This is a genomic window from Paraburkholderia unamae (genome assembly GCF_003096875.1).
GTDB classification, from domain to species: domain Bacteria; phylum Pseudomonadota; class Gammaproteobacteria; order Burkholderiales; family Burkholderiaceae; genus Paraburkholderia; species Paraburkholderia unamae.
In genome coordinates this window covers 75,815-100,436 of the sequence record NZ_QEOB01000004.1, presented here as the reverse complement: position 1 = coordinate 100,436, position 24,622 = coordinate 75,815, and the positions used below count along the sequence as shown (strand labels likewise).

General features: G+C 65.7%; 21 protein-coding genes and 1 pseudogene. 8 read left to right on the top strand and 14 right to left on the bottom strand.

The window, feature by feature from the left end; translation table 11 throughout:
* Positions 1–125: 125 nt before the first annotated feature.
* The 3 genes and pseudogenes from C7402_RS09890 to C7402_RS09880 all read right to left on the bottom strand — a co-directional run.
* A pseudogene (locus C7402_RS09890) lies at positions 126–1,058 on the bottom strand (LpxL/LpxP family acyltransferase); the annotation flags it as partial.
* Positions 1,055–2,827 carry an AMP-binding protein gene (locus C7402_RS09885; RefSeq protein ID WP_116610523.1) on the bottom strand — a complete coding sequence of 591 codons (1,773 nt, stop codon included), beginning with the start codon at positions 2,825–2,827 and terminating at the stop codon, positions 1,055–1,057. The gene C7402_RS09885 and the pseudogene C7402_RS09890, both read right to left, overlap by 4 nt.
* A gap of 48 nt (positions 2,828–2,875) precedes the next feature.
* Positions 2,876–3,544 carry a COG4648 family protein gene (locus C7402_RS09880; RefSeq protein WP_116610522.1) on the bottom strand — a complete coding sequence of 223 codons (669 nt, stop codon included), beginning with the start codon at positions 3,542–3,544 and terminating at the stop codon, positions 2,876–2,878.
* A 557-nt stretch (positions 3,545–4,101) separates the two neighbouring features.
* On the opposite strand from C7402_RS09880, the gene C7402_RS09875 reads away from it, so the two are divergent.
* The 3 genes from C7402_RS09875 (at position 4,102) to C7402_RS09865 (ending at position 6,107) form a co-directional block, all read left to right on the top strand.
* Positions 4,102–4,362 carry a phosphopantetheine-binding protein gene (locus tag C7402_RS09875; RefSeq protein WP_112170728.1) on the top strand — a complete coding sequence of 87 codons (261 nt, stop codon included), beginning with the start codon at positions 4,102–4,104 and terminating at the stop codon, positions 4,360–4,362.
* Between the two features lie 45 nt (positions 4,363–4,407).
* Positions 4,408–5,124: a 3-oxoacyl-ACP reductase FabG gene (gene fabG, locus C7402_RS09870; RefSeq protein ID WP_116610521.1), complete on the top strand. Its 717-nt coding sequence runs from the start codon at positions 4,408–4,410 to the stop codon at positions 5,122–5,124.
* A 197-nt stretch (positions 5,125–5,321) separates the two neighbouring features.
* Positions 5,322–6,107, top strand: a complete 786-nt coding sequence (locus C7402_RS09865; RefSeq protein WP_244314805.1) for a glycosyltransferase family 2 protein — start codon at positions 5,322–5,324, stop codon at positions 6,105–6,107.
* Between the two features lie 7 nt (positions 6,108–6,114).
* On the opposite strand, the gene C7402_RS09860 is transcribed toward C7402_RS09865, so the two are convergent.
* The gene (locus C7402_RS09860) at positions 6,115–9,714 is read right to left on the bottom strand and encodes an indolepyruvate ferredoxin oxidoreductase family protein (RefSeq protein WP_116610520.1); all 3,600 of its coding nucleotides are present in this window, start codon (positions 9,712–9,714) and stop codon (positions 6,115–6,117) included.
* A 220-nt stretch (positions 9,715–9,934) separates the two neighbouring features.
* Between C7402_RS09860 and C7402_RS09855 the strand changes: the two genes are divergently transcribed.
* From C7402_RS09855 to C7402_RS09840, 4 genes are all read left to right on the top strand, one after another.
* On the top strand, positions 9,935–10,549 hold the full coding sequence (locus C7402_RS09855) for a hypothetical protein (RefSeq protein ID WP_116610519.1): 615 nt from the start codon (positions 9,935–9,937) through the stop codon (positions 10,547–10,549).
* Positions 10,550–10,799: 250 nt separating this feature from the next.
* Complete coding sequence (locus C7402_RS09850) at positions 10,800–11,957, top strand: HPP family protein (protein WP_116610518.1); 1,158 nt, start codon at positions 10,800–10,802, stop codon at positions 11,955–11,957.
* A 109-nt stretch (positions 11,958–12,066) separates the two neighbouring features.
* Positions 12,067–12,480 (top strand): MarR family winged helix-turn-helix transcriptional regulator, encoded by a 414-nt coding sequence (locus tag C7402_RS09845; protein WP_112170633.1) that lies wholly within the window; start codon positions 12,067–12,069, stop codon positions 12,478–12,480.
* Positions 12,481–12,482: 2 nt separating this feature from the next.
* Positions 12,483–14,285, top strand: a complete 1,803-nt coding sequence (locus C7402_RS09840) for a chloride channel protein (RefSeq protein WP_112170634.1) — start codon at positions 12,483–12,485, stop codon at positions 14,283–14,285.
* A 106-nt stretch (positions 14,286–14,391) separates the two neighbouring features.
* Here the strand turns inward: C7402_RS09840 and C7402_RS09835 are convergent, their stop codons facing one another.
* The 10 genes from C7402_RS09835 to C7402_RS09790 all read right to left on the bottom strand — a co-directional run bounded on the left by C7402_RS09835 (position 14,392) and on the right by C7402_RS09790 (position 23,015).
* Complete coding sequence (locus C7402_RS09835; protein ID WP_112170635.1) at positions 14,392–14,799, bottom strand: DUF2000 domain-containing protein; 408 nt, start codon at positions 14,797–14,799, stop codon at positions 14,392–14,394.
* Between the two features lie 74 nt (positions 14,800–14,873).
* Positions 14,874–15,743 (bottom strand): sigma-70 family RNA polymerase sigma factor, encoded by an 870-nt coding sequence (locus tag C7402_RS09830; RefSeq protein ID WP_116610517.1) that lies wholly within the window; start codon positions 15,741–15,743, stop codon positions 14,874–14,876.
* A complete protein-coding gene (locus C7402_RS09825) occupies positions 15,740–16,216 on the bottom strand; it encodes a carboxymuconolactone decarboxylase family protein (RefSeq protein ID WP_112170637.1) in 477 nt (158 codons plus the stop codon). The genes C7402_RS09830 and C7402_RS09825 overlap by 4 nt, the downstream gene beginning before the upstream one ends.
* A gap of 135 nt (positions 16,217–16,351) precedes the next feature.
* Positions 16,352–17,284: an alpha/beta hydrolase gene (locus tag C7402_RS09820; RefSeq protein ID WP_116610516.1), complete on the bottom strand. Its 933-nt coding sequence runs from the start codon at positions 17,282–17,284 to the stop codon at positions 16,352–16,354.
* 104 nt (positions 17,285–17,388) lie between these two features.
* Entirely contained in the window at positions 17,389–18,171 is a 783-nt protein-coding gene (locus C7402_RS09815) for an SDR family NAD(P)-dependent oxidoreductase (RefSeq protein ID WP_116610515.1), read from the bottom strand.
* 34 nt (positions 18,172–18,205) lie between these two features.
* The gene (locus tag C7402_RS09810; protein WP_116610514.1) at positions 18,206–19,111 is read right to left on the bottom strand and encodes an MBL fold metallo-hydrolase; all 906 of its coding nucleotides are present in this window, start codon (positions 19,109–19,111) and stop codon (positions 18,206–18,208) included.
* Positions 19,112–19,393: 282 nt separating this feature from the next.
* Positions 19,394–20,605 (bottom strand): porin, encoded by a 1,212-nt coding sequence (locus C7402_RS09805; protein ID WP_116610513.1) that lies wholly within the window; start codon positions 20,603–20,605, stop codon positions 19,394–19,396.
* A gap of 13 nt (positions 20,606–20,618) precedes the next feature.
* Positions 20,619–20,855, bottom strand: coding sequence for a hypothetical protein (locus tag C7402_RS46245; protein ID WP_133254452.1), 237 nt, complete (start codon positions 20,853–20,855; stop codon positions 20,619–20,621).
* 86 nt (positions 20,856–20,941) lie between these two features.
* Complete coding sequence (locus C7402_RS09795; protein ID WP_116610511.1) at positions 20,942–22,024, bottom strand: LacI family DNA-binding transcriptional regulator; 1,083 nt, start codon at positions 22,022–22,024, stop codon at positions 20,942–20,944.
* Positions 22,025–22,256: 232 nt separating this feature from the next.
* The gene (locus C7402_RS09790) at positions 22,257–23,015 is read right to left on the bottom strand and encodes an SDR family NAD(P)-dependent oxidoreductase (protein WP_116610756.1); all 759 of its coding nucleotides are present in this window, start codon (positions 23,013–23,015) and stop codon (positions 22,257–22,259) included.
* Between the two features lie 152 nt (positions 23,016–23,167).
* On the opposite strand from C7402_RS09790, the gene C7402_RS09785 reads away from it, so the two are divergent.
* Positions 23,168–24,556 carry an MFS transporter gene (locus C7402_RS09785; protein ID WP_116610510.1) on the top strand — a complete coding sequence of 463 codons (1,389 nt, stop codon included), beginning with the start codon at positions 23,168–23,170 and terminating at the stop codon, positions 24,554–24,556.
* The last annotated feature ends 66 nt before the right edge of the window (positions 24,557–24,622 follow it).

Here is a 24,622-nt window from a genome sequence, read left to right as displayed (position 1 = left end):
GCGGCGGCGGCACGCGCTTCACGTCGCTCGATGCGCTCGCGGCGGCGCACGGGAGCCGCCGCAGCGGGCGACGGGGAACGGACCGGCGCGGGCGCTCCGACGTTGGCAGCGTTGGCGGCATTGGCGGCGCTCGCCGCCTGCGCGCTCTTCCTGCCGACCTGCCAGAAGTCGAAATAGTTGAACCAGTTGTACGGCGCCGTGCGGCAGTAACGGTCCAGCAGCGAGACGTAGCGCACGAGCGCCGCGTCGATGGCGCGCTGGCGCGCCTCGCGCGGCACGTCCGTGAAATCGGCGAGCGTTTCGAAGTGCACGTCGTAGCGGTTGCCGCCACGGTAAAGGCCCGTCATGAAGAGCACCGGGCGCTTGAGCATCGCGGCCATGTAGAGCGGCCCGAGCGGAAACGCCGCCGGCTCGCCGAGGAAGGCCATGCGCCGCATGGTGGCCGCGTCGTCGGCGAGCAGCGTGCGGTCGGCGAGCATGCCGACCATGCAGTTCTGGTCCAGACGCTCGTGCACCCTCAGCATCGAATCGACCTGGCCGAGACCGATCACCTCGGGTTTCGCGGCCGGGTTCACGGCCGCGAGCGTCGCATTGATCCGCTGCGCGTTTTCCTCGTACATCGTCACGACCACGCGCAGGTCGGGCCGCGTGCGGCCGAGCGCGCGCACCACCTCGAAGCTGCCCAGGTGGCCGCCCATCAGGAACGCGCCGCGCCCCTTCGCGAGCGTGGCGTCCACGAGCGTGTGGCCATGCGGGCGGATGTCGAACAGGTCGAAACGCGCATTCATCAGATAGATGCGGTCGTGGATCGTCGCGGCAAACGTGAACACATGGCGATACACATCGCGCCATTGCGCGGGGCGGCCCAGCACGCGGCGCAGATAGTCGCGCGAGGCCGCGCACGCGCGCGGCGAGAACAGCACGAAATACACGGCGATCAGATGCAGCACGGCGCGCCCCGCGCGGCGGCCGAGGCGCAGCGAGATCCACGTCATGACACGCAGCAGCAGCGCGTTGCTGCGTTCCTGTTGCCTGGCCCAGTCGGTGCGCTTCGTCATGGCTGCGCTCCGTCGTTCGTGGCGCGCGCCGTCGCACCGCCACTCATTGCGCCGGCGATCACGCCGCTCGCCACGTCGCGCGCGCCCGCGCGCAGCGTGAAGCGGATCGCGCCGCCCGTGCCTTCGTCCCACGCGAGGTCGAACGTTTCGCCGGGCGCGGCCGGGCTCAGGAATTTCGCGGAACTGAGCTTCCACGCGTCCATCGGCCGGTTGAGCGAGGTGCCGATCGCGTCGATGACGTGATCGAGCAGCACCACGCCGGGCACGACCGGATGCCCCGGGAAGTGTCCGGGCAACGCGGGATGGTCGGCGGCGATCGTAAACGAGAGCGCGCGCGGCGCCTTCGCGCCCGCGCCGCGCGTGTGCAGCGCGACGAGCGCCGCGAGCACGTCGTGCGGCAGCTTGCCCGTGTCGTTGCGCGGCAGCGAATCGACGAACACAAGCGGGCGCGGCATGAAAGCGGGATCGATACGCTCGCGCAGCGCGCGTTGCAAGTCGGCGGCGGCGAGCGTGGGTGCGACCACCAGCGCGACGAGGCGCTTCACGCCCTCGCCATCGCCCTCGTGTTCCTCATGCTCGGGCATGAAGAACACGCCGTCCACCACGCCCGCAATCGCGTTGAGCTGATGATTGAGGTAGGCGAGCGACGTGCGCTTGCCCGCGATATTGATGAGGTCCGCCTTGCGCCCGTGCAGCAGGAAGCGCCGCGTGTCGAGCAGTTCGAGCGCGTCGCCCATCGGCACGGGTTCTTCCACGTGGCCGCCGGAGACCCATACCGTCGGGCCCTTGTCGTCGCTTTCCGGCGTTTCGCTCGCGCGCGCTTCGAGGCGAATGCGCGGGAACAGCTCCCACGTCGCGCCCTGCGCGGTGCGGCGCGTGGCGATCTGGCCGGTTTCGGTGCTGCCGTAGATTTCGATGAGCGGCGCCGTGAGGCGCGTCTCGGCTTCGAGCGCGAGCTTTTCCGCCAGCGGCGCGGTGGCGCACAGCACGAGTTCGGCTTCGGGCAGCGGCTGGTCGGTAGCGAGCAGCGCGCGCAGATGGATCGGCGACGTGACGAGCACGCGCGGCTGCGGCACCGCTTCGAGTTCCGTGCGGATATCGCCGGGGTAGAACGGCAGGCGGTTGCTGAACGCGAGGCCGCCGATCAGCGCAAGCAGCACCGTCGATTCGAAACCGTACATGTGCTGCGGCGGCACGGTGCCGACGATCGTGCAGGCGCGCGCGTCGAGCAGGCCGAGACGCGCGGCGGCCGCGCGCACGTTGGCGACGAGAAAGCCCCAGGTCTTGCGGTGCGGCACGGGCGCGCCCGTCGAGCCCGAGGTGAACACATAGGCCATGATGCGCGCGGCGTCGATTTCCGGCACGACGAAAGGCGCGTCCGTGGCGGCGGCTTGAGCCGCTTGAGCCGCTCCTGCGTCCGGATCGGCCTGCGTCGCTTCCGGATACGCGAAGCGAGGCAGGTCGATCGCGCAGTCGGGCGCGTCGTGCAGGCAGAATGCGTCGGGCGCGAACGAGGCGAGCTGGCGCACCGTCTCGGGCGTATGCGTGGAAGGCAGCAGGCTGATGCGACCGGCGACGAGCGCCGCGCACAGGCTCACCGTGAAGCGGTAGCGGTCGCGGCACACGTTGAACACGTGGCCGCCCGCCGGCAGCGCCGCGGCCACGCGCGCCACGTCGGCGAGGAAGGTGCGCACCGTGACGGGCGCGCCGTCGCGCCAGGCAACGACCTGGTCGGGCGACGAATGAAAAACAAGCGGATGAGTCGGCATAACTTCAGTCGATACAGATTCCTGGTTCGGCGTGGCGGCATCCATGGTTCAGCGATGCTCCGCGTGCGCCTGCGTGGTGTGCCGCGTGGTGTGCCGGTACGCGCGGATCGCGTCGAGCATGCCGGCGCGCGGTTCGCCCGGCAGCGCAAAGCGCCGGCACGCGTGCTCGGCGACGAACATCACCGCGACGAGCGGCAGCGCCAGATAGTTGGCGAACGTCGACCACGCGACGATCGGTGCAATGGCGAACATCAGCGTCGAAACGCCGGCGATCGCGACGAAAAAGAGCGTCCAGGCGAGCGTGATCTGGCGCGTGTAGCGCGCGACGGCCGGCGAGAGCGCGCCTGCGTGCATCATCGACGCAAACTGCGTGCACAACGGCACGCGCCCCGCCGCGAGCGTGCGCCCGAACAGCAGCGCCATCGCGAGGTTGAAGCTCACATGCTCCAGATACAGCCCCCACTCGAAATGTGAAGCAAGAGACGTGCGTGCGAGCCACAGCGCGAGCGCGACGAGCGCCCAGAGCGGCAGCAGCCACGCCCGGCGCGCCGAACGCGCGGCGGCGGCCAGCGCGAGCAGCAGCGGCGGCACGAGCGCCATGGCGAGGCCGAAGCCGTGCGCGCCCGGCGTCGCGACCGCGTAGTGCGCCCCCGCCTGCCAGGCGGCCACCGCCGCCACGGCGAGGGCCGCGCGCGCCGCGTTCGCCGTGTGGCTCATCTGCGGCCCCCGCGCGGGCGCGCGCCGTCACGCCGGAAGCCGGGCGCCTTGCGGCGCGGCCGGCCAGCGGCTACGGTGCAACCCAATGCGAAATGAATGGGCGGGATGAACTGGTCAGGCATGTTGGCAAAAGCATGTTGGCAAACATCGGAGGATTCGCAGCGACGCGGCGGATTGCCTTCAATCCGCCATCAATCGTCATACGAAAACGCAATATTCAGGCCGGTTTCTTGCAGACTTATCGAGGCATGCACATTTTAAGATGCCCGGCGGCGAACATCCGGGCGGACGGCGGCCCGTTTGTAACTGAATGTTTGGAGTCGCGCGCGCGGCGGCGCCCATGCAATCCAGATGGGCGCAAAGCCGCGCAAGCATCTCGCGCGTTCCGGTCCCAAAATGCGCGGCGGCGAGCGCCGACCCTCTGTAACCCTTTCGCGAGGGAGCACGGTATACGCACCGATACCCATCGACTAGAATCCGCGTAACTTTTACATCAAACGAACCCTAAAATCGGGCGGCGAACGCTACCGCCGGCATGCCCGACGAGACCACGCATGATGAACCCACTGGAAAAAGAACTCGCCACGCTGATCGTGGAGGAGCTGAATCTCGAGGATGTCTCGCTCGACGACGTGAACGCCGAAACGCCGCTCTATGGCGAAGGCTTCGGGCTCGACTCGATCGACATTCTGGAGATCGCCCTCCTGATCTCGAAGAAGTACGGCTTCGAGCTGCGCTCGGACAATCCGGATAACGAAAAGATCTTCGCGACGCTCGGCGCGCTGGCCGCCTATGTCGAGGCGCACCGGGTGCGTTGATCGAGCGGATTGCAAGGATTGAGAGGATCAAGAGGAGAAGCGCTCATGCGGGCACTCGTGACAGGCGGCAGCGGCGCAATCGGCCAGGCCATTAGCGAAGCGCTCGCGCAGGCGGGCCACGAAGTCTGGGTGCACGCCAACCGGCATCTCGACGCGGCCGAGGCCGTCGCGCAGCGTATCGAGGCGGCGGGCGGCAGCGCGCACGCCATCGCCTTCGACGTGACCGACGCCGACGCCACCGAAGCCGCGCTCACGCAGCTCGTGCAAGACACGCCCGTGCAGATTCTCGTGAACAACGCGGGCATTCACGACGACGCGCCGCTCGTGGGCATGACGCGCGAGCAATGGCGCCGCGTGATCGACGTCTCGCTCAACGGCTTTTTCAACGTGACGCAACCGCTCCTCATGCCGATGATTCGCACGCGGCGCGGGCGCATCGTCAACATCGCCTCGCTCGCGGGCGTGATGGGCAATCGCGGTCAGGCGAACTACGCGGCCGCCAAGGCCGGGCTGATCGGCGCGACCAAATCGCTCTCGCTGGAACTGGCCTCGCGCGGCATCACCGTGAACGCCGTCGCGCCGGGCATCATCGCCTCGCCGATGGTCGAGCGCGCGTTTCCCGCCGAGCGCATCAAGCAGCTCGTGCCCGCGCAGCGCGCCGGCCAGCCCGCCGAAGTGGCGGGCATGGTCGCCTATCTGGTCTCCGACGCGGCCGCCTATGTGACAGGGCAAGTGCTCTCGATCAACGGCGGCCTGGCCTGACGCGCCCGGCGGCGCGCCATCCTTCTGAGGGAATACGAGTGTCTGTGCAACCCTTCGACGCAAAGCGGCAGTCGCGCGGCGCGCCCGGCGCAAGCATGGGCGCGGGCGGCGAAGCATCCTGTTACGAAAACCTCGCGGGCGCGGCGGCGCGACCTAGAATTTCTTCAACGTCTCCCGCTGCGCAAGCGGCCGTTGCCATGTCCACGCCCAGCGTTTCCACCGCGTCCGACACGCCTTCGTCCACGCATCTCGTCCTGATCCCGAGCTACAACCCAGGGGAGAAGCTCGACGAAACCGTGCGCAGCGCACGCGCGCAATGGAACCCCGTGTGGGTGGTCGTGGACGGCAGCACCGACGGCAGCGCCGCGCGCCTGCAAGCGATGGCCGAGCGCGACCCCGGCCTGCACGTGATCGTGCTGCCCGCCAACCGCGGCAAGGGCGGCGCCGTGCTCGCGGGGATGGAAGCCGCCGCGGCGCGCGGCTTCACGCACGTGCTGACGATGGACTCCGACGGCCAGCACCCCGCGCAACTGATTTCCGGGTTCATGGCCGCCTCGCAGGCCGCGCCCGAAGCCATGGTGCTCGGCTTGCCGAAGTTCGATGCGAGCGCGCCGCAACTGCGCGTGCAGGGACGCCGCCTCTCGAACCTCTTCGCCGACGTCGAAACGCTGTGGGCCGGCATCGGCGATTCGCTGTACGGCTTTCGCGTCTACCCGATCGCGCCGCTCACGGCGATCATGCAGCGCCAGATGTGGATGCGCCGCTTCGACTTCGATCCCGAAGCCGCCGTGCGCCTGTGCTGGGCCGGCGTGCGGCCCATCCGCATCGAGGCGCCGGTGCGCTACTTCAGCGCCGGTGAAGGCGGCGTCTCGCACTTCAACTACGTGCGCGACAACCTGCTCCTCGCGGGCATGCATTTGCGGCTCGTGAGCGGCTTCGCGCTGCGCCTGCCGCTGCTCGTCGGCAGGCGCCTGTTTCCCTGAGCGCCGCTCAGGCTGTGGCGCGCATCGCGGCAGGCATGCGGTAGTCCGCCAGCAGGCGCTCGCGCTTCTTCGCCACCGCAGCGAGATTGCGCGCCTTGACGTGGCCGAAGCCGCGAATCTCGTCGGGCAGCGCCGCCAGTTGCAGCGCGGCGGCAAGGCGTGGCGCGTCGAGGCTCGCGCAGAACTCGTCGACGAGCGCGACATACTCCACGATCGACCGGCGCTCCTCGCGCCGCTCCTCGGTCTTGCCGAACACGTCGAACGGCGTGCCGCGCAGGCCCTTCATGCGGGCCGTGGCGCGCAGCACCGGCAGCATCCACGCGCCGAAGCGCCGCTTCACGAGATGACCGTGTTCGTCGCGCTTCGCGAAAAGCGGCGGCGCGAGCCAGAAGTTCAGTGTGTAGTCGCGGCCCGGCTCGCCTTCGAACTGCTCGCGCAGCTTTTGCAGGTACGCCGGGTCGGCGTAGAGGCGCGCCACCTCGTATTCGTCCTTGTACGCCATGAGCTTCGCGAGATTCACGGCAACCGCGCGCGTGAGCGGCAGCTTCGCATCGCCGCCAAGCTGCGTTTCCTTCACACGAATGCGATCGACCACACGGCGATACTGCTGCGCATAGGCGGCGTTCTGGTACGCAGTGAGCAGGGCCTCGCGCGCGGCAATCGTCTTGTCGAGCGACTCGGGCATGGCCAGCACGATGGCTTGAGGGTCGGCCGCGGGTTTCGCGAACGCGCGCACGGCGGCTTCGCCGTGATGCGCGACATAGCGCCCCCAGTTGAACGCCTGCTGGTTCTTCTCCACCGACACGCCGTTCAGCTCGATCGCGCGTTGCAGATGCGCGAGCTCCAGCGGCAGCCAACCCTTTTGCCAAGCGAAGCCGAGCAGCAGCGGATTGCTGTAGATGGTGTCGCCGAGCAGGGCGAGCGCCAGTGCGTTGGCGTCGATGAACGCGCAGCCTTCGCCGATGCTCGTGCGCAGTTCGGACTCGGTTTGCGCGCCGGGAAACACCCACTTAGGATTCTTGACGAATTCGGCTGTCGGCGTCGCGCCGCTGTTGATCGCGGCCACCGTCACGCCATGCTGGGTGCGCGAGAGCACGTCGCCCGAAGCGGAAACGATCGGATCGCAGCCGATCACGAGACGCGCCTCGCCCGTGGCGATGCGCGTGGCGTGCAAGGCGCTGGGCGCGGCCGCCACCTGCACGTGGCTGAGCACCGCACCGCCCTTTTGCGCGAGACCGGCCATGTCGAGCACGGTCACGCCCTTGCCCGCGAGATGCGCGGCCATGCCGATCAACCCGCCGATGGTCACCACGCCCGTGCCGCCCACGCCCGTCACGAGAATGCCGTACGGTTTCGCGAGGCCGGGCAACGCGGGCACCGGCAGCGCGCCGAAATCGACGGACGCGGCGCCCGATGCGCCCGATAGGCCCAATGCGCGCGGCTTGCGCAACTGCGCGCCCTCGGCCGTCACGAAGCTCGGGCAAAAGCCCTTCACGCACGAGAAGTCCTTGTTGCACGACGACTGATTGATCTTGCGCTTGGTGCCGAGCGGCGTGTCGAGCGGCTCGACGGAAAGGCAGTTCGACTGCACGGAGCAGTCGCCGCAGCCCTCGCACACGGCGTCGTTGATGAACGCGCGGCGGGCCGGATCGGGATACGTACCGCGCTTGCGGCGGCGGCGCTTTTCGGTCGCGCAGGTCTGGTCGTAGATCAGCACGGTGGTGCCCGCGACGTCGCGCAGCGTACGCTGCACGAAATCGAGCCGGTCGCGATGATGCACGTCCACGCCGGCCGGCAGCACGACGCCGGCGTCGTACTTCTGCGGCTCGTCGGTGACGATGACGATGCGCTTCGCGCCTTCGGCGTGCACCTGATGCGCGATCTGCGGCACCGTGAGCACGCCGTCCACGGGCTGACCGCCCGTCATCGCCACGGCGTCGTTATAGAGAATCTTGTACGTGACGTTGGCGCTCGCCGCAATGGCCGCGCGAATCGCCAGTAGTCCTGAGTGAAAGTACGTGCCGTCGCCTAGATTGACGAACACGTGCTTGTCGCCCGAGAAGTGCATCTGGCCGAGCCACGCCACGCCCTCGCCGCCCATCTGGCTGAACGTTTCGGTCTTGCGGTCCATCCACATCGACATGTAGTGGCAGCCGATGCCCGCCAGCGCGCGCGAACCCTCGGGCACATTGGTGGACGTGTTGTGCGGGCAGCCCGAGCAGAACCACGGCTTGCGCTCCACGCTCACGCGCGGCTTCGCGGCGTCGCGCTCCTTCGCTTCGATGATCGCCACGCGCGCGAGCATGCGCGCGCGCACTTCCTCGGGCACCGCATGGGACACGTCCGCACGCGCGAGACGCCGCGCGATGGCCTTGGCGATCAGCGCGGGCGAGAGTTCGTAGTGCGCGGGCAGCAGCCAGTTGCCGCGCGGCACCGACCATTCGCCGCCCTCGTTGTCGCGCTCGTCGAACTTGCCGTAAATCTTGGGGCGCACGTCCTCGCGCCAGTTGTACAACTCTTCCTTGAGCGCATATTCGAGAATCTGGCGCTTTTCCTCGACCACGAGAATTTCGTCGAGGCCCGTGGCGAACGCACGCGCGTCCTGCGCGTCGAGCGGCCAGACGCAGCCCACTTTCAGCACGCGCACGCCGATCTGCGCGCAGGTTTCGTCGTCGAGACCGAGATCGCTGAGCGCCTGGCGCACGTCGAGATAGGCCTTGCCCGCGGTCATGATGCCAAAGCGCGCGCGCGGCGAATCGATCACCACGCGGTTCAGCCGGTTCGCGCGCACATAGGCGAGCGCGGCGTACCACTTCTCGTCGAGCAGACGCGCTTCCTGGGCGAGCGGCGCGTCGGGCCAGCGGATGTTCAGGCCGCCCGCGGGCATCGTGTAGTCGTCGGGCGTGACGATTTGCACGCGATCCGGGTCGAGGTCGATCGACGCGGTCGATTCGATCACGTCGGTCACGCACTTCATGGCGACCCACAGGCCCGAGTAACGACTCATGGCCCAGCCGTGCAGACCGTAGTCGAGATATTCCTGCACGTTCGCGGGATAGAGCACGGGAATGCCGGCCGCGATCAGCGCGTGCTCCGACTGATGCGCGACCGACGACGACTTCGCCGCGTGGTCGTCGCCCGCCAGCACGAGCACGCCGCCGCGCGCGTCGGTGCCCGCCGAGTTGGCGTGCTTGAAGACGTCGCCGGTGCGATCGACGCCGGGGCCTTTGCCGTACCACATGCCGAACACGCCGTCACGCTGCGCGCCGGGCCAGAGGTTGATCTGCTGCGTGCCCCACACGGCGGTGGCGGCGAGGTCTTCGTTCACGCCGGGCTGGAACACCACGTCATGCGCCTGGAGATGCTTTTTCGCCTTCCATAGCGACTGGTCCAGCGCGCCCAGCGGGGAGCCGCGATAGCCGGAGACGAAGCCCGCGGTGTTGAGCCCCGCCTGGCGATCACGCGCCTTTTGCAGCATGGGCAGACGCACCAGCGCCTGCGTGCCGCTGATGTAGACGCGGCCTTTTTCCAGCGTGTATTTGTCGTCGAGTGAAACGGATGCGGCTTGCGCCGCGGCTTCTACGGCTGAGCGATCGGGGGCGTTCATGGCGGGGCTGTCTCCGGAATCGGTGCGAAATCTTGACGTTTCGCGGCCGAGTATAGGAAGCCGATATGCCATCGTAAAATCACAAATTGGGAACTCTGGTATGCGAAAAACGGATGGCATGGCGCGATCCGCATACCGGTATCGCGCGCCGTTTTCTCAAGCGCCTTTCGCATGTGCCGTTAACACACGGGACCGCCAACAACCCAATCCGGAGTCCCGCTTGAACGCGAAACTACGCGCTCTCCCATTCGCACTGGCTTTACTCGGAACCCCGCTCATCACGGGCTGCGTCACCGACGCGCGCGTCGCCGCCGGTCCCGCGCGCGCCACGGCCGTGGTTGCCGCGCCCCCGCCGCCGCCCGTCGTCGTTGCCCAGCCTGTTTATGTCCCGCAACAATACGATGCGTACGTTTCGGTCGCGCTCGATCGCGACATCGTCTACACGGGCGGCAGCACCTATATCTGGATCGTGGGCTCGGACGGCCATCGCCATCGCCACTACTATGGCCACGGCGACCTGCGCGGCGAAGTCCTGCACCGCCGCTCCGAACTGCGCGTGGTGATGGCTCACAACGAAGGCCATCTGCCGATGCAGCGCGTTCACATGGCCGAGCCGGCTGCTCGCGTGCGCGTGACGATGCAGCCGCACGGTCACCGGCCGCCGCCCGCCGGGCATCCGCCTGCGCACGCAGTGCAAGCGGCGTCGCACCGCCCGCCGCCGCCAATCCGCAGCGCCGATGCGGGCCGCCATCGCCGCCCCGAAGGCCACCCGGAAAGCCACCCCAACGCCGCGCCCGCGCCGCGTTTCGCGGGCCAGCCCCCGCACGCCGGCTAATCCGGACGCAAGCCGCCACGCCGCCCGGCGCGGCGGCGTCTGCTCCCTTCGCCTCCCCCAGGCGCGAGGGAAACCGTTGCGCCCCCCATTCCCCGCCCAGACCGCTCCGCCCCCCCGCGCCCCCGACGCGACAAACTGTCGCGACATATATCACGTTGCGATATAATCTCGTTTCTTTGGGCGGCTTGCGGCCGTCCGAAAACGCCCGCAACGGGCGTCCCGGTCCCGTTTCTATCCTGCGCTCCCGATCGTGTCACGCTTCAAAGTCCTCCGCTGGCTCACCCGCTTCACCCCGTCCCGGGTCACCGTCAGAAAGCGCGAACGCCTGCGCGCGGGCCTCGGCGCGCTGTTCGGCATCGCCCTCACCGGCGCCGTCACACACCGGCTGCTGGGCGGCAACCCGAGCATTCCCTATCTGATCGCGCCCATGGGCGCTTCGGCCGTGCTGCTCTTCGGCGTGCCCGCCAGCCCGCTCGCCCAGCCGTGGTCGATCATCGGCGGCAATCTCGTATCCGCGATCGTGGGCGTCACCGCCGCGATGTGGATTCCCGACCTCGTGCCGGCCGCCGCCGTCGCCATCGGCGTGGCGATCATCGCGATGTTCACGCTGCGCTGCGTGCACCCGCCTTCGGGCGCGGTGGCGCTCACCGCCGTGCTCGGCGGCCCGGCCGTGCATGCGCTCGGCTATGAATTCGTGTTCGCGCCCGTCGCGCTGCAATCGGTCCTGTTGCTCGGCAGCGCGCTCGTTTATCACGCGGCCACGGGGCATCGCTATCCACACGCGGTGCGCACACCCAAGGTCGCGGGGCCCGTGGCCGCGCAGGCCGGCTTCACGCGCGCCGACCTCGAAGCGGTGCTCGACGATCGCGACGAGCTGCTCGACATCGACACCGACGACCTCGAAACGATCCTGCGCGACGCCGAAATCCGCGCCTACGCGCGCAGTTTCGGCGAGCTGATCTGCGCCGACGTCATGTCCGCCAATGTGGTGAGCATCACGCCCGCGACGACCGTGGGGCAAGCGCGTTCGCTGCTCAAGCGCCACGACGTGAAAGCGCTGCCCGTGGTGGACGCGCAGCGTCACGTGAAGGGCATCGTCACGCGCGCCGACCTCGCCGACGAAGGGCGCGAGCGTCATCCGCTGCGTCTTGTGGCGTTCGCCATCGCGCGCGCGATTCGCCCGCGCGCCGAGGCCGATCAGCCCGTCGCCACGCTGATGACCACCCACGTGCTCACCGTCGCGGCCACGACGCCGATCACCGAGCTCGTGCGCATTTTCGCGGGGCGCGGCCACCATCACGTGCCGGTCGTGGACAGCGAGCGGCGGCTCGCGGGCATCATCACGCAGGCCGACCTGATCTCGGGCCTCTATCAGCAGGCGAAGACGCCGCAGCGCGCACCCGCCTGAGCGGGTACGCCTGCCTACACGGGACGAGGTTGGCCGCTACACGGGCATTTCCGGTCATAAATATCACGTTGTGATATATTCGGAGAAAGAAACGTTCCATGGACACCCAATGAAAAAAAGCACGCGTGACCTGAATAAGGTCGACTTCGAGCAGCTCTCCGAATTTCGCTACCAGATGCGCCGCTTCGAACGCTTCTCCGAGCAGGCGGCGCAGGGCGAGGGCATCACGCCGCTGCAATATCTGCTGCTGCTGCACGTGAAGGGCTATCCGGGCCGCGCGTGGGCGACCATCGGCGAGCTGGCCGAGCGTTTGCAGGCGCAGCATCACGGCGTGGTGGCGCTCGTTTCGCGCTGCGAAGCAATCGAGCTGGTCGAGCGCCGCGTGAGCGAGCGTGACCGCCGCCAGGTGGAAGTGCACCTGCTCGCCGCCGGCGAGAAGCTGCTCGCGCGTCTTGCCGAACTGCACCGCGCCGAGCTGAGTTCGCTCGACGGCGCGTTCACCATCCCGCAAATCGATCTTTAACCATGCATTCCGACGACTCCCACAAGCGCGACTTTTCGGCGAACGCACGCCTGCCCGGCATCAGTGCGCTCGCCGCCGTGATCGGCGCACTGGCCACGCTCGCGGCGTTCGTGCTGCTGAGCCTGATCCACTGGTTCACGAACCTGTTCTTCTTCGGCCAGTTCTCGTTCGCCGACCGCTCGCCCGCGCTCAACACGCTCGGGGCGTGGGTCATCGTCGTGCCGGTGATCGGCGGGTTGATCGTCGGGATGATGGCGCGCTTCGGCTCCGAGAAGATTCGCGGCCACGGCATTCCCGAAGCCATCGAAGCGATCCTGTTCGGCAAGAGCAAGATGTCGCCGAAGGTGGCCGTGCTCAAGCCGCTTTCGTCGGGCATCGTGATCGGCAGCGGCGGCCCGTTCGGCGCGGAAGGCCCGATCATCATGACGGGCGGCGCACTCGGCTCGCTGCTCGCGCAGTGCGTGCGCGTCACCTCCGCCGAGCGCAAGACGCTGCTCGTGGCGGGCGCCGCCGCCGGCATGACGGCCGTGTTCGGCACGCCCGTTGCGGCCGTGCTGCTCGCGGTCGAGCTGCTGCTGTTCGAATGGCGTCCGCGCAGCTTCCTGCCCGTGGCGCTCGCGTGCGCCGTGGCAGGCTTCGCGCGCGCGACGTTCTTCGGCACGGGCCCGCTCTTTCCCATGCAGACGCTGCCGCCGCACGCCACCGCGCTGTTCTCGTGCCTGATCGCCGGGCTGCTCGCGGGCGCGCTGGCCTCAGGGCTCTCGGCGGCGCTCTACAAGGTCGAGGATCTGTTCGGCCATCTGCCCTTGCACTGGTCGTGGTGGCCCGCCATCGGCGGTCTCGTGGTGGGTATCGGCGGCTTTATCGAACCGCGCGCGCTCGGCGTGGGCTACGACGTGATCGGCGACCTGCTCCATCAGCACATCGTCCTGCAAGTCGCCATTGCGATTCTGGTGGTGAAGGCGGTGATCTGGGTCGTGGCGCTCGGCTCCGGCACCTCGGGCGGCGTGCTCGCGCCGCTGCTCATGCTCGGCGCGGGCCTCGGCTCGGTGCTGAGCCACGTGCTGCCCGGCAGCGACCCGGCGCTGTGGCCGCTCGTGTGCATGGCGGCCACGCTCGGCGCCACGCTCGGCGCGCCGCTTACGGCCATCGTGTTCGCGTTCGGCCTCACGCACGACACCAACGCGCTCTTGCCGCTGCTCACGGCCACGCTCGTGGCGCACGGCTTCGCCACGATCGTGATGAAGCGCTCGATCATGACCGAGAAGATCGCGCGGCGCGGCTATCACATCTATCGCGAGTACGGCGTCGATCCGCTGGAGCGTCATTACGTGGATGAAGTGATGACGCGCAAGGTCGACACCATCGACGCGAACGTCACCGTGCGCGACGCCCTCGCGCGCCACTTCGGCGCGACGCAGCAACGCCGCGCGTTCCCGGTGGTGCGCGACGGCGCGGTGCTCGGCGTGGTGGATCGCGCGATGCTCGACGCTGTGCGCGCGAGCGCCGCGACCGAGGAACTCGACACGCCGCTCGGCTCGTTGCTCGCGCAACGTTCTCCCGATGTGGCGCTGCCGGAGGAAACCTGCCGCCAGATCGCCACGCGTCTTGCGATCCACGGGCTGGAGCGTCTGCCCGTGGTGGCCGACCGCGAGTCGCGGCGGCTCGTGGGCATCGTCTCGCGCAGCGATCTCGTGAAGCTCTCCCTTTCCCATTTCGAGGAAGAGCACAAGAAGGAGCGCTTCCGCCGCATTTCGATAGGCAATGGCAAACGGCGCTATCCGCCCGTTCGCAAGGCCGGTTGACCGGCTCGCCGCCCCGCTCGCGGGCGGGTGGCGGGCTTGGCGGTTAGTTGCAATACAAGAGCCGCATCATGCGACACCGGATGTTTGCATTCAACGACTGCGCCATTCAGTGATGCAGCGCCAGTCCCTTGACGGCCTTGTCCACCGCGTTCTTCGGGCCATATAGCGCGATCCCCACCAGATCGGGACGCTCGGGGTCCTCGGCGCGGAACACCTCGCGATTCGCCGCGTCGTGCCCCGTCGAGAACATGGCGTGCACATACGGCACGATCGTGAGTTCGCGCGACAGGCCGCGCCGCAGCGCGGCCTGCAAACCATCGACATCCGCGCCATAGATCATCATCGGCTGGCCGAGCATGCGGCCGTAGCGCTGCCCACGCGCGTCTTCGTAGGGCTCGCCCAGCGCGTCGGGCGCCGCCGCCGCGATGCCCGTCGCCAGAAACGCGGTCACATTGAGCTTCTGCCAGACCGCGAGATTCTCCCGCACGACCAGCGCCACTTTCGTATCGAACATCTTGCCTCCTTGTGGAAGGCGCTCATGATCCACGCGGCGGGGCTCGCTGTCTGGAACGTTTGTGCACGCGCACGCTAGACCGCGGCCTCGTGCAGATGGCGCAGCTTGTCCGGGTTGCGCATGACGTAGATGGCCGTAACCTTGCCGTTCTCGATGTCGAGCGCCGTGGTTTGCAGCTCGCCGTCGGCCTCGCGCGTGACGAAACCGGGCAGCCCGTTGATGAAACCCGCGCGCACGAGCGTCGAGCCGTTCTTGCGGAACAGCTCCGCCAGTTGCGCGTGCAACTTCATCACGCTATCGAAACCGAATACCGGATGGCCGATGGCCGAACGCTTGCCGCCGCCGTCCGCGTGCAAGCTCACGTCGGCGGCGAGCATGGCGCCGAGCGCGCTCATGTCGCCGCTGCGCGAGGCCGCGAAGAACGCCTGGGCAAGCGCCAGTCCGCGCGCCTTTTCGACATGAAAACGCGGGCGCGCTTGCCTCACATGCGTGCGCGCCCGCGCCGCCAGTTGCCGGCATGCCGCCGGTTCGCGCTGGATCGTGGTCGCGACCTCCTCGAACTCAAGGCCGAATACGTCGTGCAGCAGGAACGCCGCGCGTTCGAGCGGCGAGAGGCGTTCGAGCGTGAGCATGAGCGGCAGCGTGACGTCGTCCTGCTCGTCCTCCTCCACGACCGGGTCGGGCAGCCATGGACCGATATAGGTTTCGCGCCGATGCCGCGCCGACTTGAGCTGGTCGAGGCACAGGCGCATGACCATGCGGCGCAGGAAGGCCTCGGGCACGCGCACCTCGGTGCGCTCCACGTCCATCCAGCGGATAAACGCGTCCTGCACGATATCCTCGGCGTCGGCCACCGAACCGAGCATGCGATACGCCACGCGTATCAGCTTGCGCCGCAGCGGGTCGAAACTCGCCGCGGCTTCGTTCATGCCCGCGCCGGTCATGCGACGGCCGCCTGCCTGGCCATGGCCTTCGCCGCCGCTGGATCGACCCACAGGCCAAAGCCGACCGCGAGGCGATTCCAGCCATTGATCACGTTGATCATCAGCGTGAGCTTCACCTGCTCCTCCTCGGTAAAGTGGTCCTTGAGCGCCTCGCGCGCGCTGTCGAGCACAGGGCCCTCGGAAAGCCGCGTGAGCGCGTCGGTCCAGGCGAGCGCCGCGCGCTCCCGGTCGGTGTAGCACGGCGCCTCGCGCCAGGCGGAAAGCAGATACAGGCGCTGTTCGGTCTCGCCTTGCTCGCGCGCATGGGCGGTATGCATGTTAAGACAATTCGCGCAGCCGTTGATTTGCGAGGCACGCACTTCCACGAGCGCGATGAGGCCGGGTTCGAGGCTCCCGGCCACGGCGAGCGAGGTGCCCATCCAGGACTTCATCAGGGCCGGAGCGGCGGCGAACAGGTCGAGCTTGGCTGTCATGGTTTCATCTCCTTTCGGTGGGTTGCCATGACATGACGAGATGGCCTGGGCGGCGTGTGACATACCGATCGAAAATAAATCGCACGATTGGTTTGCGCGGACATCTTCGTCAGGTGCATCAAACCGCTGCGGTCCTTACTCACCGTTTCCCGCATCCACCGTCGAGAGGAATTCCTCGATCAATTCAAAAAACGCCTCACGGACTGGTTCGAACAAAAGGAAATGCGTCCCGCCTTCCAGCAGCTCGATGCGCTTGCTCGACGATCCGAGTCGACCATAGAGCGCTTGAACGATATCCGGCGGCGTATCCTTGTCGTCGGTCCCAACGACCACCATCGTCGATACGGCGATCGATTCGGGTTGGTAAAGCGGTCGCCCCGCCATCCAGAATCGGGCGATGTCGTGGATCGATCCGTTTGGCACAGACATCGGCTGCCCTTCACGCGTCGCGAGCGCATTCAATAGCATCTGCTTCCATCCCGCGCGGGTCACGATGCTCTGGATCGCCGGCGCAAGCCCCAGGTACCACCGATCGAGAAAGCGCTCCGGATCGACGATGCGCGAGGCCTGCGAAAGTGTCTTCTCCGTAACAAGCGGCGACGGCGTGTTGCGCAGCCATTGCGGAGCGTATAAAGCCAGCGAGCGGACGTGCCGGTCCGAACGGCTCGCGAACACCCCGCAAACCGTTGCCCCCCATGACCAGCCGATCAGATCCACCTTCTGCGAGCAACGCTCGCGGCAGATGTAGTCGATTGCGTCGGAAAGATCTTCGATCGCCTGTTCGGTATCGGCAACAATAATCGGGGAATCGCTGTTGAGGATTGCCTCACCGACAGTCGACGATCCGTAACCGCGAATGTCCAGGCTCCAGACGTCCCGCCCGGCACGCGCAAGATGATCCATCCAGGAATAGCCATCGAGCGGCAAGTCGAAAGCGACGCTTCCTGGCAGCGTCGAACCGTGCACCAGCAGAACGGGAGGGCAAAGGTCGGCAGCGCCGGCAGGCATTTTCCGGCGCAGATACAGTTTCCCGCCATCCTCGCCGCGCGTAATGAAGTGTTCTTCCATTTACGATCGAATCACGAAGGTCAAATCAAAAGACATGGGGAGGCGCTCAGCGCGACCGCAACATCCCGATCGCAATCGCACGTGCCAAGCGCCCCCCTGCAAGTTCAGGGACGCAGAAACGCCCCGCCGTTCACATCGAGGGTGATGCCCGTTACGAACGACGCAAGGTCGCTCGCGAGATAGAGGCATGCACCACCGATGTCTTGTGGCATCCCGACACGTCGCAGCGGAAATGATCGCGCCGCTTCATGCTTGTTGACGTCCGGATTGGCGCCGCGCGAGAAGTCCGTCAAGATGAGGCCCGGCGCCACGGCATTGACCCGGATATTGTCGGGGCCCAGTTCGCGCGCCATCGCGCGCGCAAGACCCAGCACTCCCGCCTTGGCCGCGCAATAGTGCGCTCCCCCGAACACGCCTCCGCCCTGCAATGCGGAGAGCGAACTCACGCACACAATGCTGCCGCCGCCCTGCTTTTTCATCTGCGGGATCACGGCCTGGGACATGAGCAGTGTGCCGTGCAGCACGACCTCCGTCACGAGGGCGTAGTCTTCGGTTGTGACTTCCATTACGCTGCGGCGCTGCGTCAGACCCGCGTTATTGATGAGGCAATCGATCCGACCGAAGCGTGACAGGACCGACTCGACGGCCGCAGTGCACGATTGCGGGTCCGTCACGTCGCAGGTCACGCCCATATGCCCTTCGCCCAGTTCTCGCGCCGCCTTGGCAGAATCCTCCTGCCCCAGATCGCAAATCGCGACGTTGGCGCCATGATCGGCAAAGAGCTTCGCGGTGGCAAGGCCAATGCCGCGCTCGCGGGCGGCTCCGGTAATCATCACGACCTTCCCTGCCGCAAGACGAAAATCTCGCGTGTTGTTTTGCACTTGCATACCCGTTTCCAGAGATTAAACCGTGATCGCCGCGTTACTTGTCTTCAAGGAACCTGAAACGAAAACCAGTCGGACATGAACAGATTCGCCCTGCCGTCGGCGACGGAAAATGAGCCGTAAGCAATAAGTCCCCGGTATCCGCCAGGCGATCGAGCACCTTCTTTCGCGACTGGTTATTCAGTGCGACGTCGTAGTCGTGCTGCGTTTCGAGACCTGGCTCGAGGAAAAGAATGGGGTGATGAAACATGTCTCCCGTCATGATCGCCTCAACGCCGCCACCCTTCACATGCACGGTAACGTGGCCAACTGTGTGGCCAGGCGCAGGCTCGATCCAGACGCCATCGTCCAGCGTGCCTTCGACCAGATGGTTCATGTCCACGAACAGCGCCTGGCCCGCCTCCACGACCGGCAAAACACTGTCTTCAAACGCCCCGTGGTTGACGGGGTAGTCGGGCCTGGCGGCATTCAGCCGGTTGAAGTGATCGAATTCCTGGCGCGCCATCACGTACTTCGCGTTGGGGAACGTGGGCACCCAGCGGCCGTCCACGAGCCGGGTGTTCCAGCCCACATGATCCGTGTGCAAGTGGGTGCAGAGCACATAGTCGATATCTTCCGGTTGCAGCCCGAAGCTCGCGAGGTTGCGCATGTAGTCCGGCGAATCGAGCATGTGCTGCCACGCCATCCTCGGGCCACGCGGCTTGTGCTGACCGTTGCACGTATCGACCAGAATATTCTTCCCGCGCGTTCTGATCAGATAGCTATGGAAACTGATTGCGAGGTTCTCGCATGACTCGTCGATGAAGGTCGGACCGAGTTCGGCGCGCGCACGTTTGAGCATGTCCGGCTCGACGTTGGGGTACATCCAGCTAGCGTTGAGAAAAATGGTTTCGTATTCCACCACGCGGTCGATGGTGGTCGTTCCCAGTGTGATCGTGTGCATTTTCTGTCCCGATAATGTTGATATAGGTGGTTGTGCGGCCCGCGGGCCGGGATGCCTGCCGCCGGCCAGGCGGGCCGCCTACGCCGGTTGCGTCGCGACCGACGAACGCCGGGCTTGCGAACTACGGTTCACGAGCATATTTGAAACGTTTTTAATGCTAGCCAAGTGAGCTCTGCTACATTTCTGTCGAGACAGTATGACTTCTGCGGAGTCAACTGGCAAGCGTGAATTTGAAACGTTTTTAATTGTGGATGTTCGAAGCCCGTGAACGATCGCCAATCGTCAGAACTTGTGGCGGACGCCAACCAGCGCCGCGAGCTGGTGATCGCTCGCGGACGGCGTGATTGCATAGACCGCCGCAACCGCCGGCTTGTCCGTTGAATCGATGCCGCGCGCAAGCTGATAAATCAACGCGGCATACAGATCCGTGCGCTTCGACAAGCCGTAGTCCGCTGCGAAATTCAGCTGGTGATACCGCGCACTGACATCGTTCGGGGACTTCGCGTGGGTATAGTGATAAGCGACACCCAGTTGCAACGGCGTGCTTACCCTATAGGTCGCGTTGATTTCACCGATATTGAAAACGGCCGCGCCATGAAGATTCCCGGGGTTGAGGCCGGCACCGCCCACCGCCCCCACGTCGTTGAAGCGCACGTTCGAGTAGACGGCGCTCACCGTCGCCTTGCCGAAGACGTAAGTCGCACCGGCCGCGAGAATCTGCTGCGATCCCGCCGACGCGTAGCCACTGTAAACGGGGCTGGACATGTTCGACGCATTCGCCGAAGTCGCCGTGTTGCTGGCCGGGTTGTTGCCAAAGAAGGCGTAGTTCGGCGAGTCGACGTGCGTAATCGCAACGCCTGCGCTGAGCGCTCCGCCGTTGTAGGCTCCTGCAAACGACCACCCCTGGTTCTGTGAAACCGACCCTGCCACGCCGCCAAAGCTGTACATGCCCGCGACATTGAAGCCGGAAAAGGCCGGGCTGACGTACTTGATCGCGTTGTTGAGCCGGTTGGTGGCGTCGAGATTGTCGACATCGCCAGGATGCGCACCATAGGCGCTCGCCCATTGCCCCACCCCCACACGCTGCGACATGGCATTGGCGCTCGTGTAGCCGCCAATGTACTCGCCCACCAGCTCGTATTGCCTGCCAAGCGTCAACGAGCCGACCGGCCCATTGACGCCGACAAGCGCCGTTCTGCCAAAAAGGTTGCCGCCTTGGCCCAACGCACCGTTGTTGAGGTTGAAGCCATTCTCGAGAATGAAAATGGTGCTCCAGCCTGCGCCCAGGTCGTGTGCGCCACGCAGTCCGAACCGCGACCCCTGAAGGTTGCCCGACGCCAACTGGTACTGACGATCCGACTTTGCGTTTGCGTTGAAGAGAAAACCCTCGTCAATCAATCCATACAGCAAGACCGTGTCTTGCGCGCGCGCCTGCCCAGCCAGGGCAAAACCAAGCCCGGTAGCCAACAGCACGGCAGTTTGACGATATTTCATATTTTTGTAGTCCTTATTGATTGAGAAAATACGGGGTTACTACACTTTGAATTTCATGCAGGTGTACCGCTTGCGTGACGAGCGCGACTACAACGCGATATGCGTTGATCCGCTTGACGAATTCGATGACTTTTTGACGGGCATTCGCAATAGCAAGCGCGAAGGCACGATGAACCACAGGCATCGCAACCCCAACCTCAGGGCGCGACGGTTTGAACCCGGCTGCTGCGCGTCGCGCTGCAATAGCCACGACACCCGTTACTATCGACTCCTTATTATTATCAACATTTTACTGCCGAGACCATAACGCTTTTTTTCTGAAATTTCTGTGGCCGCCTATTTTCTAGGCGCTGCGCCCGACTTGCGTATGACCAGCTCAGTCGGCATCGTGATTTTCTGGTAACGCGGCTGGCCCGTCTTTTTTCCGCTCAATCTGGCCATCAAAAGCTCTCCGGCCACGCGCCCTATCTGCGGCACATCCCATTTGAGCGACGTGACAGACGGGTTGGCGTACTGGGTAAGGTCAGTGTCGCCCACGCTAACGATCGAAAGATCGTCTGGAACCGTCAGGCCCTTCGTCGACACCGCCTTCATGACACCCGCGAGCATGTGAGTGCCAAGGGTGATGATCGCCGTGGGCGGATTCTCGAGTTCCAGCAGTGAGGACGCCGCGCTATAGGCGAAGCTCGTCGACGCAGGCTGAGGCACGACGAGTTCCGGGTCGTACTTGATGCCGGCTTCTTCGAGCACGGCGCGATAGCCCGCGGTGCGCTCACGCGCGGGCTTGACGGCTTCGCCGGGCACGAGCAGCGCGACCCGCCTGTGCCCGAGGGCCACGAGGTGCCGGGTCGCTTCAATCGCCCCCCCCCGGTGATCCACGCACACCGTATCCCGCTTTGGCGAATCCCTGTCAACGAGGACTACCGGACACTCCAGACTCTCCAGCGCGGAAGTGATTTCGTGGTGCGACTCGCTTCCGCCGATCATGATCAACCCGTCCACGCGACGCCGCCGGATGAGCGACATCGCCGCCGCCTCGCGCGCGATGTCATGGCGCGTCGAGATCAGCATGAGCAGGTAACCGGCTGACTGAACGTGCTCCTCGAGTGCATTGATGTACTCCGCGTAGATCGGGTTCGCCACGTCGGGAACCATGCAGGCGATCGTCTGGGTCGACTTGAGCCGCATGCTTTGCGCGACGCTGTCGGGCTCGTACCCGAGCTGCGCCACGGCGCGCATGACACGGTCATTCAGGTCCTTGCTCGCGTTCGGGCCGCCGTTCAACACCCGGGAGACACTGCCGACGGACGCTCCGGCGGCGGCAGCGACATCGCGAATGGTGATCCGGCGAGTAGGTGTTTTAGTCATGCACTGGAAACGTTTCAATATCGATTTTTCAGAGATGGTATAGCTACCCATCGCAACGCGTCAATCTGGGAAAATACTCCCATTTGAATCGTTTCAAGCTCGCTCGCGAGCCCTGAATGCGCCAGGTCAGGGAAAGCATTCGCCGAAAGCCCTGGGTCCGTACCGCGCCCGTTGCTCCGCCCCACTCGTGCACGCGAAAGACGAAGCATACCCGAAGGCCGCGTAGCCTCGGGGCAGAACGCCAGTCGGCGTAGGCCCTGCGCCCGGCGAACTCCGGCCCGACCTAGTAGGTCGCCCTCCCCCCCGATATGTCGAACGTCGCGCCGGTGGAAAAGCTGCATGCTTCGCTCGCGAGCCAGCGGACCATCGCCGCGACTTCATCGGGTTGCACGAAGCGCCCGAGGGGCACGCGCGACAACAGCTTTGCCTCCAGCGCCGGTGTCATTTCCCCGAATATGTCGGTGCGGGAAGCCGACGGTGTCACGCAGTTCACCAGAATGCCGTGCCCGGCCAACTCCTTGCCGAGCGACTTCGTTAGCGCAATCACCGCAGCCTTCGACGCCGAGTACACCGCGGTCAGCGCATTGCCCTCCTTGCCTGCCACCGAAGCAATGTTCACGATTCTGCCGGCACGGCGGGCCTTCATATGGGGCAGCACCTCCCTGAGCACGAGGAAAGTTCCGGTCAGGTTGACGTCCATCGTCGCACTGAAGTCCGCGAGCGCAACTTCCTCCAGGGGCATGCGCGGACCGATGGCGCCTGCATTGTTCACGAGTACGTCGATGTCTGAAAGGAATTCACGGCTCTCGGCGAATGCTCGCCTCACTTCGGCTTCCTCGCGAAGATCGGCAAACACGGGCAGGCAGAGCGCACCGGACGGAAGCTGATCGACTGCGGCCTGCATCGCGCGACGATCGCGCCCCCAAAGCGCCACCTTGTACCCGTCCTCGAGCAATCCCCGCGCGACTGCCTGCCCCAAGCCCCGTGTCGCACCCGTCACGATTGCCGTGCGAGCTGCGCGGCCACCATACGCCGTAGTCATCGATTCCACCTCCATTACGTGAAGGTCCGCATGATGCGCGAATACTAAAAACGTTTCAAACAGCGTTAACCCCAATAAAATGTGCTATCCGACGATTGTAGACTGGCGGAAATTTGAAATTTTGGAAACGTTTCTAATCTCGGACCCCATAGATGAATCGCCATTCTCCTGAAGAAGGACAGATGCAAAACGCTGGATCGACAGGGGCACGCCCTTACGTCGGCGCGCGCAGAAGGGCGTTGCTCGGTGCGACGATCGGCAACGTGCTGGAGTGGTACGACTTCACGCTTTACGCCTTCTTTGCGTCCTATATCGCGAGACAGTTCTTCCCTTCGTCGAATCCCACTGCCCAGTTGCTGCAAGCCTTCGTGGTCTATGGGCTGGGTTATCTGGCCCGCCCGGTCGGGGCCGTGGTCATCGGCGCGTTCGCCGACACGCGCGGCCGCAAGCCGGCCATGCTGCTCACCTTTTCGTTGATGGCGGCGGGGACCCTGATCATCGTCCTCACGCCGCCGGCCGCCTCGATCGGGACTTTCGCGACTACGCTCATCCTGGTCGCACGACTCATCCAGGGGTTTTCATCCGGCGGCGAGGCAGGCGGGTCAGCGGCCTTTCTGATCGAGCACGCACGGCCGGACAGGCGCGCTTCGACCGCGGCTCTCGTCCAGATGGGCATGGCGGGCGCGAACGTGCTGGGCACCCTTGCGGCAACGGCCGTCACCTACAGCTTCAACCAGGCTGCGCTGGAAAGCTGGGCATGGCGCCTTCCCTTCGCGCTGGGCCTGTTGATTGTTCCGGTGGGCTTGTATCTGCGGCAAAACCTCGACGAAACCGATGAATTCAAGCAGATCATGTTGCAGCGCCAGCGGCAGACCGACCGCGTATCGCCACTGGCGTCGCTGTTTCGTGACGACCTTGGGCCGGTCGCCATGGCGTTTTCGGTCACGATTCTCTGGACGGCAACGCTCGGCGTGCTGGTGCTCTACTTTCCGACCTATTCACAGGCTCGGCTCGGCTTCAGCGCGGGCTCGGCCTATGCAGCCTCGCTGCTTGGCAATGTCGTGGTGCTCGTAACGGCATGGCTCGGGGGGCGCTGCGCTGACCGGGTGGGTCAACGCGCCGTTTTGCTGGTAAGCGCGTGCGCTTCGATATGCCTCGTGTATCCGGCGTTGCTCTGGTTATCGACTCACCGAACACTTGAGACTTTGCTGGCCGTGCAGTTCGTGTTCGGCGCGTTGACTGGCAGCTATTGCGGCGTGGCGGCGTCCACCCTGCTCGAACTGTTCCCGGCGCACAACCGGTCAACCGGCGTTTCCATTGGCTACAACATGGCGGTGGTGATCTTCGGCGGCTTTTCGCCTGCGATTCTCACCTGGCTCGGCAGCTTCGCGGGTCTGCTCGCTCCGGCCTTTTATGTGATGACTGCGGCTGCCCTTTCCCTTTTGGCGGTTTTGCGTCTTCCTGCGGGTTCGCTGGCTGAGGTTCGCGCCTCGCCGGCTCCTGGCATGGCACCGCAGCGCGAAAGCGCACGCCCGCTGTGAGCGCATTTTTCCTATCCCACCATCGGTCTGGACCGGCAGCAATTAAAGCCCGGCAGGCCATTCACC

Bases quoted from the DNA above. Each gene is read 5' to 3' on its own strand.
- C7402_RS09885 (WP_116610523.1), bottom strand. From the start codon at position 2,827: ATGCCGACTCATCCGCTTGTTTTTCATTCGTCGCCCGACCAGGTCGTT.
- C7402_RS09880 (WP_116610522.1), bottom strand. From the start codon at position 3,544: ATGAGCCACACGGCGAACGCGGCGCGCGCGGCCCTCGCCGTGGCGGCG.
- C7402_RS09875 (WP_112170728.1), top strand. From the start codon at position 4,102: ATGAACCCACTGGAAAAAGAACTCGCCACGCTGATCGTGGAGGAGCTG.
- fabG (WP_116610521.1), top strand. From the start codon at position 4,408: ATGCGGGCACTCGTGACAGGCGGCAGCGGCGCAATCGGCCAGGCCATT.
- C7402_RS09865 (WP_244314805.1), top strand. From the start codon at position 5,322: ATGTCCACGCCCAGCGTTTCCACCGCGTCCGACACGCCTTCGTCCACG.
- C7402_RS09860 (WP_116610520.1), bottom strand. From the start codon at position 9,714: ATGAACGCCCCCGATCGCTCAGCCGTAGAAGCCGCGGCGCAAGCCGCA.
- C7402_RS09845 (WP_112170633.1), top strand. From the start codon at position 12,067: ATGAAAAAAAGCACGCGTGACCTGAATAAGGTCGACTTCGAGCAGCTC.
- C7402_RS09840 (WP_112170634.1), top strand. From the start codon at position 12,483: ATGCATTCCGACGACTCCCACAAGCGCGACTTTTCGGCGAACGCACGC.
- C7402_RS09835 (WP_112170635.1), bottom strand. From the start codon at position 14,799: ATGTTCGATACGAAAGTGGCGCTGGTCGTGCGGGAGAATCTCGCGGTC.
- C7402_RS09830 (WP_116610517.1), bottom strand. From the start codon at position 15,743: ATGACCGGCGCGGGCATGAACGAAGCCGCGGCGAGTTTCGACCCGCTG.
- C7402_RS09825 (WP_112170637.1), bottom strand. From the start codon at position 16,216: ATGACAGCCAAGCTCGACCTGTTCGCCGCCGCTCCGGCCCTGATGAAG.
- C7402_RS09820 (WP_116610516.1), bottom strand. From the start codon at position 17,284: ATGGAAGAACACTTCATTACGCGCGGCGAGGATGGCGGGAAACTGTAT.
- C7402_RS09815 (WP_116610515.1), bottom strand. From the start codon at position 18,171: ATGCAAGTGCAAAACAACACGCGAGATTTTCGTCTTGCGGCAGGGAAG.
- C7402_RS09810 (WP_116610514.1), bottom strand. From the start codon at position 19,111: ATGCACACGATCACACTGGGAACGACCACCATCGACCGCGTGGTGGAA.
- C7402_RS09805 (WP_116610513.1), bottom strand. From the start codon at position 20,605: ATGAAATATCGTCAAACTGCCGTGCTGTTGGCTACCGGGCTTGGTTTT.
- C7402_RS09795 (WP_116610511.1), bottom strand. From the start codon at position 22,024: ATGGGTAGCTATACCATCTCTGAAAAATCGATATTGAAACGTTTCCAG.
- C7402_RS09790 (WP_116610756.1), bottom strand. From the start codon at position 23,015: ATGACTACGGCGTATGGTGGCCGCGCAGCTCGCACGGCAATCGTGACG.
- C7402_RS09785 (WP_116610510.1), top strand. From the start codon at position 23,168: ATGAATCGCCATTCTCCTGAAGAAGGACAGATGCAAAACGCTGGATCG.